Below are 13,232 nucleotides of genomic sequence, written 5' to 3'. Positions count from 1 at the left end.
CTTAAAACTCTAGTTTTTCCCTAGCTACGTACCTTTGGATGACAAAGGAGATCAAGAGGCATTCCAGAATAAAAATAACGGCGATCGCAGTACCTTTGCCAAACTCGGAAGTATCGAATGCCGTATAATACATCTGGTAGATGACCGTCCTGGATGTGTCCCCCGGGCCTCCTGCCGTCATCACTCGCACATGCGAATAGAAGGCCATCGAGCCTAAGGTAGACAGAATAAGTACGTACTTGATGACATTCTGCAGCAAGGGGATCGTAATCCGCAAACAGACTTGAACAAAATTGGCACCGTCGATCAAAGCCGCTTCATAGTAGCTTTTGGGGATGGTCTTGATCCCCGTATAAAACAGCATCGCGTTGAGACCGATATATTGCCACAGGAATGTCACCCCGATGCTGGGCATGACCGTTTGCTTTTCCGTCAGCCACGAATGCGTCCAGGAGCTCAGACCAAGCGAGTCGAGTATGCTGTTAAACAATCCCCAATTCGGTTCGTAGAAAGCCAGCCAGATCTGGGCAACCACCGTGACCGACAAGATAGCGGGGAACATCGCCGCCGTCTTGAAGAAGCGGCGAAACCTTGGGGTTTGAGCATCCATAAAAAGCGAAAGCATCATGGAGAGGGGCAGCCCCAGCAATAAGGAGATGCCTACGATAAGATACGTATTTTTATGGGCGCTCCAAAAGGAAGGCGAAGCCATCACGTCTTTGTAATTATCCAAACCGACAAATCCCAAATTTCGAAATCCGTCATGCTTATGCAAGCTCATCCAGATCTCCGGCAGCAAGGGGTATACGCAGAATACGGTAAACAGCAGCAAGGCCGGGGAAGCAAATACGAATATGGACATTTTGGTGCTAAAGTACTTGTTCATCGCTCTCTCCACCGTTTAATTTTGTGTCTAAATCCCCCCGGTTTCAGCCGAAGGGGATTTAGCTGTTATCCTCGTCTTTTCTACTTGTTAAACCACGTATTCTCGCTCCAAATCTTGTTCATCGCGGCATTAAAATCTTCGGAGGCGTATTCGCCCGTCAATAAGTTCGCTCCTTGCGTAGACAATTCGGCAGAGGTTTTCGCATCTATCGAATTAAGAGCAAAGGACGCGATTTTATTCGGGATCGGATTATACCAGTCAACGAACTTCTGCATGAGCGGACTTCTGTTATTTGCCTGATTGCCCGTCTGCAAGGATATTGGCGCTCCCGTGGATTCGAAGTATAACGCATCCTGCATGGCCAGGAATTCGGCAAGCTTGACGGCCTCTTCCGGATGCTTGGTTTTGCCGTTTACCGCGTATCCGTTAACCGGAGAACCCCAGAATTGCACAGTCTGTGCAGGGTCGTACTTATCGCTTGCGCTTGGGAACGGGAAGAAATCAACCGTTTCGTCTTTTGCCAGATTCGGCAGTTCCCAAGTAAACATCATGAGCATTGCCGCCTTTTTGGACGTGAACATCTCCATCGCCGGACCGTAATCCAGGTTGGCTATGCCGTCTGGGAACACGCCTTCCTTGACCATCGTTTCGATTCGGGCCGCACCTTCCTTGACGGATGGATTGGTAAAATCCGTTTTGTTGCTGACGAGATCCGCCATCGCCTGCGGGTCCCCGATTTGAATCATTTGCTGCAGCATGAAGAGCTTCGGCCCCCATCCGTCCTTGCCTGGGGTTACGGCCGGAACCATGCCTTTGCTCTTGAGCGTCTTCGAGGTTTGAAGCAGCTCGTCGAACGTGGTCGGCACCTTCACCCCTGCTTCTTCAAACATGTCTTTATGGTAAAAGATGACGGGGGTGAAATACGTATCCGCTCCGGAGGATAGGCTGTAAATCCCGTTATCGACATGCTTTAACGCATCCGGCACCGCATATTTGTCAATGAAGCCGTCTTTCGAAATATAAGGCGTCAGATCCAGGATGCTGCCCGTGTTCTTCAGCGGGGTAAAGTAGCCCGCATCGCTCCAGAATACGTCCGGCATATCCCCGGAAGAATTCAGCGTCTTCAATTTGTTTGCCATATCCTCGCCGCCGCCGCCGGGCTCAAACTCGACTTCAAGATTGGGAAGCGCAGCGGCAAGGTTAGGCTTGATGTATTTTTCCATAATGTTATTGCGATTCTCGTCCGTCGTAATCGTGATAACCCTCATCTTGATTTTTTTGCCGTCCGGAGCCGCGGTCTCCTTGTTATCTTCCGTGCTTGCTGCCGACGGCGAAGGATTGTTGGACGGCTTGTTGGAATTTGTGTTGTTCCCGCTTCCGCATGCCGATGAAACCAGTAGAGTACTTGCCATAAGGACCATGGCCGCTGCCTTTGACTTCGTTACCATTGTTATACCTCCCCTATTTGTCGAAACGGATATCGGTTGAATCTAGCCGTTGTAAGCGGTATCAACCTTAACCTTGAGCTAATTTTACGAATCTTCCTAAATTTCGTACAGAGAGTATTCTCAGTCCGGCAGTAAAATTAACGGCAAAAAAATAGACGATAGAGAAAACTTTCCCTCTCGTCTAGCTCTGCCTTAAATAGGCTATTGGATTTGATTCACATATTTGCTGGGCGTAATTCCCATATGCTTTTTGAAGCATTTGCTGAAATAATTGGCGTCGGCATAGCCCACCCGGTTCGCTACGTTTTGGATAACCTTCTCTCCTTGATCAAACAGCTCTTTCGCTTTAATGATCCTTATTTCGGTCAGGTAGTCATTGATCGTAAAGGTCGTTTCCTTTTTGAATACGAAGCAGAGATGATTGTAATTCATATGGACGCTTCTCGCTATATCCTCTATTCTTAATTCCTCGTTGCCATAGTGATTCGAAATGTACGCTTTAACCTCCTCTATCACTTTGGCGGCTCTATTGGTTTTGCGGCTATGCACGTGATCCATCGCCTTTAGAATTAAAGCATGTATCCACTCGTCCAATTCTTTGAACGTCTTCATTCGCTGAACGTGCTGGATCATGTCGGGCTGCGTCGTATCCCGGAAAACATCCTCAAAGCTTTGCGAGGCTTCGGCCAAAAATTCAAGGCATGTGGAAACGATCTCGATTCCGGCAAGCAGCAGCATTTCCATGGAGGCTTTTTGATCGCGGGCATCACGAAAAAATCGGACGAGCCATTCTTCCGTCTCGGTGATATTTCCGATCCGCATGAGCATCAGCAAGCCGCTCCTCTTCTCCACCGAGTACAGCCCGGCTTTCGTTCCGGGATCCACCTGCGAGGAATGAACGAAAACCTTGTTGCCGCCCCATACAAACCGATGCCTCAAGGCCATTATCGCTTCCTTATACGAATCCGGGATGGACTCAATCGTATCGCAGCCGGTGCCTAAGCCGATTGTAACCGTACAGGCTGTATCGCTCTGTACGGTTAATCTTATCCTTTCGCAAATCGTTTCCAGATTGTTAAAGGAGCCTTCTGGCTCACCTAAGATCAGAACGAGACGCCCGTCTTGATCCTGGCAACTTACGCTGTGATAGGCGCTTTGCATGCAGCGCTTAGCGATTTCCTGCACCATGGCTTTATGAATGCGCATCCCCTCGTCAGGATGGCTCTGATCGTCTGCATCCAGATCGACGACAACCGCCCGGTAATGCAACCCTTCCAGCGGTATTCCCAGATCGTGCAATCGATCCGGCTGCGGCCGCGATCTGGAGCTGCCGCTGTCTCGCAGCCAACCGCTCAGCACTTGTTCCTTCATGAAGGACAAGCCCTCGCTAGCCTGCTTTCTCAAATCGTCCAGTTCAAGCTCTCCCAGACGCTCCGATCGTATCAGCTCCTTTATATTCAGCAAAGAGCCCTGGAGCTCTTCTTCATTAATCGGCTTCAGCACGTAGTTCACAACCCCCAATTGCACGGCCTGCCTGGCATACGCAAATTCGCTGTGACCCGACAACACCAGAAATTTTGTTTTCTGGTCGCGCTCCTTGGCTTTATGGATAAACTCCAATCCGTCCATGATCGGCATATTCATATCGACTAACACAACATCCGGCTCTACCTCGGGCATCAGCTCCAGCGCTTCCGCCCCGTTTTTGGCTTCTCCCGCAATTTGGAATCCCAGCTCGCTCCAGGGCAGCGAAATCTTTAAGGCTTGCCTGAAGTAGAATTCATCATCGACGATAAGCACTTTGTACACGTTCCGTTCCTCCTGTTCAATTCCATCCTTGACATGCGAATTATTGAAAAGAGCCTTATGAATGCGGTGGTAGCTCTTGCGGACGAAGAGGCAATAGGATGATAATTTTCGTGTAAACGCCGTATTCGCTTTCAACTTGCAAACCGTATCGGTCCCCGTACAGCATTCGGATCCGATTGGATACGCTTCTGATCCCAAACCCGCCGCCTTCCGAAGAGACGCCGGATTCCGACATTATCGCCTTCGTCTGATCCTTGTGCATGCCGGCCCCGTTATCGTAAATTTCGATTTCGATATGATTGCCAGAGCGCCTCCCCGTGACGCGTATGATTCCTTTCTCCTGTTTAAGCTTCAACCCGTGATAGATCGCATTCTCCACGATGGGCTGCAAGGTCAGCTTCGGTATCGAATAGGTCAAAATCTCATCGTCGATATCCATCGTGTACGCCATATATTCCACGTAACGAAGCTGCTGAATTTCCAAATAGCTTTCCGTAAGGCGCATCTCTTCGCCGATGGATATAATATCGTAGCCTTTGCTTAACGAGATTTTATAAAAGTTTGCCATGTATTGGGCGGCTGTTATAGCCTGCTTCCCCAATCCCAGCTTAATAAGGGAAATAATCGTTTCCACCGTATTGTACAAAAAATGAGGCTTCACTTGCGATTGCAGCAATTTAAATTCGATCTCCGCCTTTGTTCTTTGTTTCTCGACGTTCTCAGCCATAAGCGCCTCAATGCGGTCCATTAGATTATTAAAGCCCTCGCTTAAATATCCGATTTCGTCCGTTGATTGGTACGAGCTTCTGACCTGCATCTTTCCGGTCCGGATTTCCCTCATGGTCTTGGCAAGCCGGAAGATGGGGCGGGTGATCGATCGTGACAATTGAAAAGAGACCATTAATGCCAGCAGCAAGCATGCCGCCCCGATCCCGATGATCAATTGATTAATCTCCTTCCGTTCCGACGTAATCTCATTCATCGGGATAGCGCTTACAATTGTCCATTGCAGCGGTTCGAAGCGATGGGTGAGGATCAGCATTTCCCGACTTCCGCTCCCTTGCGTAAAGCTTGCGTCTTTACCGTCATCGGGAATGCTGATGGAGGCGGCTTCCTTGAAGTCCCGGTATAGCATGGCTTTATTCTGCGCGGAAATAATCCGGCCGTCGGCATCTACGATATAAAATTCACCGCCTTTGTTTTTCCCCTCCTCGTAAATGGAAGCGATTGTCGTTTCTTTGACGTACAGAAAAATTCGGCCGATCGTTTTTCCCGTATCTTTGTGGATGACCGTTTTGGAAACCGCAAATACGTTGTCATCCCCTTCGTATAAGAATCTGAATTTAATCAACCCCGTCCAAATGGGCAAATAGGTCCGGTCATCCGCTCCGTAACCGTATCCAAATAGACGTGCAGCGTAGGCATTGTCGGCGAATCCAACGTCCACCCAATGTTGATTGGAGGTAAGAATGCTGACAGCTTTGATTTTGGTATTAGGCTCGACAATGTTGCTGATCGTCTCGGAAAGGGTTTTGTTCATCGAGAGGTTGTTTAAGCCTTCAACCGGCTTGATCGCATTGGGCTCGTTATTTAATAAGTAATCGTAATAGAGGGCGTTCTGCAATCGATAATCGCTGGCTAGAATTTTGGAATAATCTTCAATGGAGGATAGCAAGGTTTGAAGATTGTTTTTGATGAGCACAAGCTCCCGGGATGAATTATTTGTGGCTTTATCGATAATTGCCTTCTGTGATATCGTGTTGGCAAAGATCGACTGGGTGGAAATAAATACGACAATGATTAGAATATTGGAGATGAATATTTTATTCTTAATGGAAATCCCGCCTATATAATTCGAGAATCCTTTCATTTCGTCATTTCTTCCTTTCTCTTCATTAGGACAAGGAATGTGGAAAGAACAACCGGGGTACATTCAGGATAACAGAGGTTTAATGAGTGTCAACCTGAAATGTTGGAATAAACTTAAAAAAAGAAAGCCGGCAATTGACCAGCTTTCTCCCGGAACCTTGGTTCTAAAGCGTCTTCCGAATAACATCCGATTCTGCATATTCCTCGTTATTTCTAAATATCAAACGGCTAAAATTGTAGGCACCGTTATTCCAAACGTTAAAATCGTGAAAACCGTCCTTAATCAGAACTTGATAAAAAGGACCAAGGTGATTTCCCGCTTGGTCTATAAGCCCCTCTATCGATTTCGCGTAGCTCGTAATGGCAACGCCATCGGCATCTCCGCAGGTCATATACAGCAGCTGGAGCTTATAATCGGATGAGGCCAGGCTTGCTCCAAGAACGCTGCCTTCACTCGACGTGGGAGCATTCGAAAAAGCTCCGACATAAGCGAACAAATCGATCAAGCCTGGCGCAAGCACCGTTTTGTCCAGCCCGTTGTTCCAGGCACTCTCGGTTCCCGTGAATCGCGTCGAATCGTATCTGTAACCGCCGACAATCAGATTCAGAGCCTGCATTCCTCCCATCGAAAGCCCGGCGACCGCTCGATGCATGCGATTATAAAAAATTCCCTCGGGTGTTGTGTTATTTATGTTTGCGAATGTTTTGTAGTTTGATTCTATAAACGGAATCAAATCGTATCGCAGCTCGTAATCGAAGTAATAGAACGCCAGCATATTGGTTCCTTCGGTCGTAAAGGAAGCGTCCGTCCAGTCATGCGCGCTTCTTCCGTTGGGGAACACGACGATCAGCGGTTCGATGTCCCCGTTTGCAATGAGATTGTCGAATAAATTGCAAATGATATATCGCTCGTCAACCTGACCGTTGCTGCTTAACCACTCGAATTGATTACCGCCGACGCCGTGAAGCAAATACAATACATTGTATTTGACGGTCGTGTCGTTTGGATCATAGCCCGCAGGCATGTATACATTGCATCTCTTCGATAGGGTATCGCCCGCAACGGTTTCTCTTCCCGCTTCGCTGATCCCGATGTTCCGATCGGTGACAAGCTGCCGCGACGAATGAATATAGTTGCTTACCTCATAGGAAACCTCTTGAATCGTACCTTGAAGCTCACCATTAACTGACCTAAGATATTCGGCAGGTACCGCTGTCACATTCCGATTGTTCATCGTTCATTATCGTCCCTTCGTCGCATGGTTATCATAGTTTAATATTATCATGACGATTTAGAGGGACGTAACCTTACAAACTATATATTTACTTACAATTATTTATCCGATGTACGCCGGAATCAGTTATCAGTTATCGGCAAAAAAAATTCTTTACTGATCGTTCCCAATAGGGTATGATGTGTTTAGGCCTATTTAGAATGATCATTCTCAAAATATGTCGAATAGGGGCAAAATCAATTGGATTCATCAAACAAAAGGAGAAGGAGCAATCTACATGACTGCAAACCAAAGCAATCTCGAAGGGAAAGTCGCTTTCATTACTGGAGGAAACCGGGGCATCGGTCTGGAGACGGCACGCGGATTAGGCAAGCTCGGCGCTCATGTCGTCATCGGTTCACGCGATGCGGAGAAAGGAAAAGTCGCGGCAGCAGCGCTGCAGGCAGAGGGTATCCAAGCGGAGAGCATTAAATTCGATGTGCTTCTGGCTGAAGACCGTCAAGCCGCATATGCTTTCTTTGACCAAAAGTATGGGAAGCTCGATATCCTGATTAACAATGCCGGGGTGCAAAAGGAGGTCGAGCATCTTGTACCGATGAACGAAACCAGCAGCGTAACGCCGGATATTGTTCGTGATACGTTCGAAGCCAATTTCTTCACCTTGGTTGAACTGACGCAATTGCTTTTGCCATTGATTCGCAAATCGCCAGCTGGCAGAATCGTCAATTTGTCCAGCGTTCTAGGTTCCCTTACGCTGCATTCCAATCCGGAAGCGCCTATCTACGACATGAAGGTATTCGCGTACGACACGTCCAAAGCAGCGGTGAATATGTTTACGATTCATTTGGCGCACGAGCTCCGGGATACGCCGATTAAAGTCAACTCCGCGCATCCGGGCTGGGTGAAGACCGAAATCGGTGGGCAATACGCCGAATTGGACGCTGCGGAAGGCAGCAAGACAAGCGTGATGTTGGCTTCGCTGCCTGCTGACGGGGCGACCGGTCAGTTCTTCTTTATGAATAATCAGCTTCCTTGGTAAACCTTTAGTGAAATGAAAGCCGCGCGATGAAATCGCGCGGCTTTTCCTTTTATCCTTTTTCAATCTCAAGGCGCTGCGACTAAGCGTTTTCCTTCGACCTCGATCCGATCAGGTAACCGATAATCGTCGATTCAACGGGAAGCACCACGAGCGTCCATATTTCCTTTAAGCCGAAGTCAGGCGAACGGTATTGGTCGGGGATCAACGTATAGACCAGAGCAATGAGAAGAACGCTGAGGGCTATCGTACCGACGATATACAGACGCACGTTCTCGCCCGAACCGAAGAATTTGCCAAGGAAGCCAAGCTCCGCTTTGCGTTTGTCGTTCTCCGCGTTCACCGCTATGATCTTGCTGGCTACCCGCGGATCCTGAATTTCGATTTTGTTCATACCGTCCCGGCCTCCTCGCCCGCATAGAAAGTGAAGGCCAAGGCCCAAGACGACGCATCGTAATTAACAGTCACTTCGTAACGCAAAGATAGTTTGCGGTTGTTCAATACGCCGAGCTGGATCATGTCTTGATTGCCGATCGGCTTGCCTCGCGGAAAATTAACGCAGGCGATGCGGACTTCATTGTAACGGACCAGCCTAATATCCGTCATATAGTCGTCTCGCTCCGATTCGAATTCAATGCAAAACACGAATGTCAGCGGATCGTTCTCTTCCGACAACACGACTTGGATCGGATTCATTCCGTAGGCGAGAACGCGGCCGTAATACACGGCTTCGAATCCGCCGGACTTAATTTTCATCGTTATCCCTCCGCGGCAATCCGTCATCGTACAAGCTCATTAGTACAGTGTACGAGCAGGTGCGCGTGTTCATGCCACTAAATCGACATCTCCAAAACCGGTGGAGACCAAAAAGAAGGGCATTTCCGGTTTCTTCAGCAGATTTCCGATCATAACGCATCAAAAAATAAAGAGCTACAAGAAAGTTTCCTTTCTTATAGCTCAAATTGATGAAACTATACTTGAATGAGAGCCTTCACAACACGTTTTACAATATCGCTAGCCGCTTCTTCGATTGAAGAGTGTGCGGCAACCTCGATTGGCAAAAGGGCTTGACCGATTATGTCTTGCGCAATGGCTTGGTCATTGTCATTCTTGGAACTGAACGGTACCAATGCAACAAGTCCCGCATCGTTTAGCAATGCGGCATAAGCTGCGATTTGCTGCACGGATTCTCCTGAGCCGTTATCGATCAGCATCGTATGATAACCTCTGGCTACCAACCGTTTCTCGATTTCCTTCGCAAGAGCCGAATTATCCAGAACGGAGCCCGTAAGCCAAATCGTTAACGGCTGCTGACCTTTTTGCTGAGCACGAACATCTCTGGTGATTTCCGTATCGATCCGGACAGCAGTGTCAGAGGTTTGAAGAGCTTCGTCAATAACGCCGCAAGCGGAGGTCATATTCGTTACGCGATCGATGAGAATAAACCCGCCGATGCTTTTATTTTTTTCAAACGAGTCAAAAACAATACCATCCGATAATGAAAATTCGCATTTAGCCAATTCATTCTTAACCACATGATCGGCCGAAACCGTATTTCCAGTATTAATATCGATTTTGTAATTGATTGCTGTCACCGTACAAGGAAGGATCTTCGTGCCGACCTTCACCAAATAATTTCTCCCCGGCGTCAGGACCGAATCATCCATCCAAAGAATCGTAGCGCTAAAGCTGTCCGCCTCTTGGAGCTTATTGTCCTTCGTAAACACGCAGCCGCGCGACACGTCGACTTCCCGATCCAATTGAATCGTGACAGGCTGCCCGGCATGAGCCGAATTCCTGTCTTGGTCCGTTACTAAGATTCGTTTAACCTTCGCCTTCTCATGGCTAGGCAGGGTTATCAGTTCATCGCCAACCGCGATGCTGCCGGCCTCAATCTGGCCTTGGAAGCCGCGGAAGGTGTGGTCCGGCCGGCATACCCGCTGAATGGGCATCATAAACGGCTTTGCCTCGTCGCTTGTATGAACATCAACACTCTCCAAATACGGCAGCAAAGCAAGCCCCTTGTACCAAGGCGTATTCGGCGATTTCTTCGTAATGTTATCCCCTTCCGTTGCGGAAACAGGGATTACCTGGATGCTCTCAAACCGGAATTCAGTCGTGATGCGGGAGAACTCCTCTTTGATTTCATCAAATTTCTCCGGGTCAAAACCCACCAAATCCATTTTGTTTACCGCCAGAACCAGATGCTTAATCCCCATGAGGGCGCAAATCCGGGTATGGCGCTTCGTTTGAGTAATAATCCCTTTGGTTGCGTCCACCAGAATAACGGCAAGATCGGCAAAGGATGCGCCTACGGCCATGTTGCGCGTATATTCTTCATGCCCCGGCGTATCCGCTACAATGAACGAACGGTGATCCGTCGTAAAGTACCGGTAAGCCACATCAATCGTAATCCCCTGCTCGCGTTCCGCAAGCAGCCCGTCAAGAAGCAAGGAGTAGTCGATTTTGCCGCCGCGGCTGCCCAGCCTGCTGTCCAGCTCAAGCGCTCTCTCCTGGTCGGCGAACAAGAGCTTAGCCTCGTAAAGCATATGTCCAATCAAGGTGGATTTGCCGTCATCCACGCTTCCGCAAGTAATAAATTTAAGCAGACTCTTCATCTTAGAAATAGCCCTCCCGTTTACGTCTCTCCATGCTTCCCGCTTCTTCCTGGTCGATTACCCTTGTTGTCCGTTCGGAGGATACCGCACCAAGCGTTTCTTCGATGATCGCATCCAGCGTATCGGCCTCTGACGGAGCGCCGCCAGTGAGCGGATAGCAGCCTAAAGTGCGGAACCGCATCTTTGCCATTTCAATCTTCTCGCCGGGCTCGAGCTTCATACGCTCATCATCCACCATAATCATCTGCCCGTCACGGTTGACGACAGGCCGTTCTTTCGCGAAGTAGAGTGGCACGATATCAATATTTTCCCTGCGAATGTATTGCCAGATATCCTTTTCCGTCCAGTTGGAAATCGGGAATACGCGAATGCTTTCGCCCTTATTGATTCTGGTGTTATACAGCTTCCACATTTCCGGCCGCTGATTTTTCGGATCCCAGGCATGATTCTTATTGCGGAAGGAGAAAATCCGCTCCTTCGCGCGCGACTTTTCCTCATCGCGTCTTCCGCCGCCAAAAGCAGCCGTAAATCCGTATTTGTCCAACCCTTGCTTTAGGGCTTGGGTTTTCATAATATCCGTATAGGCGGAACCATGGTCGAATGGGTTGATCCCTTGCTCAATCCCTTCCTGATTGGAGTGAACAAGCATCTTTATTCCGAATTCTTTCGCCTTGCGGTCGCGGAATTCAATCATCTCTTTGAACTTCCATGTCGTATCGATATGAAGGAAAGGAAACGGCGGCTTCTCCGGATAAAATGCTTTCAGCGCCAAATGCAGCATCACGGAGCTGTCCTTACCGATCGAGTACAGCATGACGGGATTTTCACATTCCGCCGCTACTTCCCGAATAATATAAATCGCTTCAGCCTCGAGTTGATCCAGATGTGTCGTTGCATCTATGGAATCAAGCATCAAATTGTCCATGAAAAAGTGCCTCCCTTTAATCCTTACTAAATCTATAGGCTATATTCTATATCGTATCAGATTTTCACTTTGTTGCAAAGTGGAATAAAGTATTTTTCTTTAATTTTTTGGCGCATTGGTTTTAGGCAAGGAGAATAAGCAATCGCACGTCATTAAGGAAGTATAATTCCATTTTAGGAATAAGTGGGGTGTGGCACATCAATCACGCAGGAAGTTCACGACGGGTTCATATCGGTATTGGAGGCTCAATAACAAGCGAAAAGGACGGCACGAGTAATCACCTCGATGGCGTCCTTTTTCTTCATTATGGCTTCATAAAACCTCTTCCCAAACCGTGACACACAGCAGAATATCAAGCACTTCGAACGTGACGGACAAAATCACTCACGACTTTCACGAATTCCTCCGGGCTTTCAACATGGCTCATGTGGCCACCCGCTTCAAAGGTATGCAGCTGCGAATTGGGCATTTTATCGTCCATCTCCGCGGCCCATCGCGGGCCGCAGTTGAAATCATGTTCGCCGACCAAGATAAGAGTCGGTACGTCAATCGCATCTAAAACCTCCCTTGCATCCCACGTATGCGGATTACGAGGAACAAGGTAAAAATTCAAATTATCTCTCCACTCCTCGAACTCCTTGGGCAGATTCCAATAATTTCCGAAAAATGCGGGTAACAACCGCCCCAACAGTTCTAGGAACGACTCATTGTCCTGTGCTGCTCCCGCTCCTAAGTCCATCCATGCCTGACACGCAGCCTGAGCTTCCGGACGATCCGGCCAACGCTCCGCATAGAGCTTGATTTGCCGAGTCTGCTCCATTCCAAGCTCCGGCACCATGCATGGTGCACTGCTATGGAGAATGAGTCCTCCGAGCTCATTGGGATAATCTAAAGCATATTGAATTCCCGCAAAGCCTCCATGCGAATGACCCAAGAAGCAGGGCTTCTCAGCCCCGATGTGCTCAGCTATCTTATGCGCGAAATAGGCGTACCGCGGCATGCTGTAATCCCCGTCCTGCAACAATCCCGAATCTCCCGTTCCTATAGGCTCGATATAAACAACTGTCATCGTTTGTTCAAGCAGCGGCATGCGCATGTAATTCCAGTTGAAGCCGGGACCGCCTGGATGGACCAGACAAACCGGCCCTTTGCCGGCGATGTGAAAGCTTTGCACTACTCCGTCAATCGAAATTTTATAGTGTCTAAGTGTCGTCGTCATAGCGTAGCTCTCCATTCTTAAATAGCGTACTTACGGCATCCTCTTTCACGCCTTTTTTACCTGCGCGTAATGAGATCGATCATTCTCATAATAAGAACTCCTTCAATGTTTTGTCAACGAATCTATACCAATCTTCATATTTCATATTTTTTTCCTGTCAGTACTTTCAAGCTTAAACAACTGTATA

General features: G+C 48.3%; 11 protein-coding genes. 1 reads left to right on the top strand and 10 read right to left on the bottom strand.

Features of this window, described 5'->3' with window-relative positions:
• Window position 1: 1 nt before the first annotated feature.
• The 5 genes from FHT67_RS07330 to FHT67_RS07310 form a co-directional block, all read right to left on the bottom strand.
• Window positions 2-886 carry a carbohydrate ABC transporter permease gene (locus tag FHT67_RS07330; RefSeq protein ID WP_132307070.1) on the bottom strand — a complete coding sequence of 295 codons (885 nt, stop codon included), beginning with the start codon at window positions 884-886 and terminating at the stop codon, window positions 2-4.
• Window positions 887-966: 80 nt separating this feature from the next.
• Complete coding sequence (locus FHT67_RS07325; protein ID WP_132307072.1) at window positions 967-2,334, bottom strand: ABC transporter substrate-binding protein; 1,368 nt, start codon at window positions 2,332-2,334, stop codon at window positions 967-969.
• A 201-nt stretch (window positions 2,335-2,535) separates the two neighbouring features.
• Window positions 2,536-4,143 (bottom strand): response regulator, encoded by a 1,608-nt coding sequence (locus FHT67_RS07320; protein ID WP_167196980.1) that lies wholly within the window; start codon window positions 4,141-4,143, stop codon window positions 2,536-2,538.
• 55 nt (window positions 4,144-4,198) lie between these two features.
• Window positions 4,199-6,013: a cache domain-containing sensor histidine kinase gene (locus FHT67_RS07315; RefSeq protein ID WP_167196976.1), complete on the bottom strand. Its 1,815-nt coding sequence runs from the start codon at window positions 6,011-6,013 to the stop codon at window positions 4,199-4,201.
• Between the two features lie 163 nt (window positions 6,014-6,176).
• The gene (locus FHT67_RS07310) at window positions 6,177-7,247 is read right to left on the bottom strand and encodes an alpha/beta hydrolase (protein ID WP_167196973.1); all 1,071 of its coding nucleotides are present in this window, start codon (window positions 7,245-7,247) and stop codon (window positions 6,177-6,179) included.
• A gap of 277 nt (window positions 7,248-7,524) precedes the next feature.
• On the opposite strand from FHT67_RS07310, the gene FHT67_RS07305 reads away from it, so the two are divergent.
• On the top strand, window positions 7,525-8,286 hold the full coding sequence (locus tag FHT67_RS07305) for an SDR family oxidoreductase (protein WP_167196970.1): 762 nt from the start codon (window positions 7,525-7,527) through the stop codon (window positions 8,284-8,286).
• Between the two features lie 79 nt (window positions 8,287-8,365).
• On the opposite strand, the gene FHT67_RS07300 is transcribed toward FHT67_RS07305, so the two are convergent.
• The 5 genes from FHT67_RS07300 to FHT67_RS07280 all read right to left on the bottom strand — a co-directional run bounded on the left by FHT67_RS07300 (window position 8,366) and on the right by FHT67_RS07280 (window position 13,060).
• Window positions 8,366-8,677: a hypothetical protein gene (locus FHT67_RS07300; RefSeq protein ID WP_132307082.1), complete on the bottom strand. Its 312-nt coding sequence runs from the start codon at window positions 8,675-8,677 to the stop codon at window positions 8,366-8,368.
• Window positions 8,674-9,039: a DUF6864 domain-containing function gene (locus FHT67_RS07295; protein ID WP_132307084.1), complete on the bottom strand. Its 366-nt coding sequence runs from the start codon at window positions 9,037-9,039 to the stop codon at window positions 8,674-8,676. The genes FHT67_RS07300 and FHT67_RS07295 overlap by 4 nt, the downstream gene beginning before the upstream one ends.
• Before the next feature lie 215 nt (window positions 9,040-9,254).
• Window positions 9,255-10,901 carry a GTP-binding protein gene (locus FHT67_RS07290; protein ID WP_167196967.1) on the bottom strand — a complete coding sequence of 549 codons (1,647 nt, stop codon included), beginning with the start codon at window positions 10,899-10,901 and terminating at the stop codon, window positions 9,255-9,257.
• 1 nt (window position 10,902) lies between these two features.
• Window positions 10,903-11,826 (bottom strand): sulfate adenylyltransferase subunit CysD, encoded by a 924-nt coding sequence (gene cysD, locus FHT67_RS07285; RefSeq protein ID WP_243867017.1) that lies wholly within the window; start codon window positions 11,824-11,826, stop codon window positions 10,903-10,905.
• Between the two features lie 352 nt (window positions 11,827-12,178).
• Window positions 12,179-13,060: an alpha/beta fold hydrolase gene (locus tag FHT67_RS07280; protein WP_208403181.1), complete on the bottom strand. Its 882-nt coding sequence runs from the start codon at window positions 13,058-13,060 to the stop codon at window positions 12,179-12,181.
• Between the last annotated feature and the right edge of the window lie 172 nt (window positions 13,061-13,232).

It is taken from the genome of Paenibacillus sp. BK720, from assembly GCF_011761545.1.
Taxonomy (GTDB): Bacteria; Bacillota; Bacilli; order Paenibacillales; family Paenibacillaceae; genus Pristimantibacillus.
Note: the sequence above shows the minus strand (reverse complement) of the source record. Positions and strands in the feature narration are given on the sequence as shown.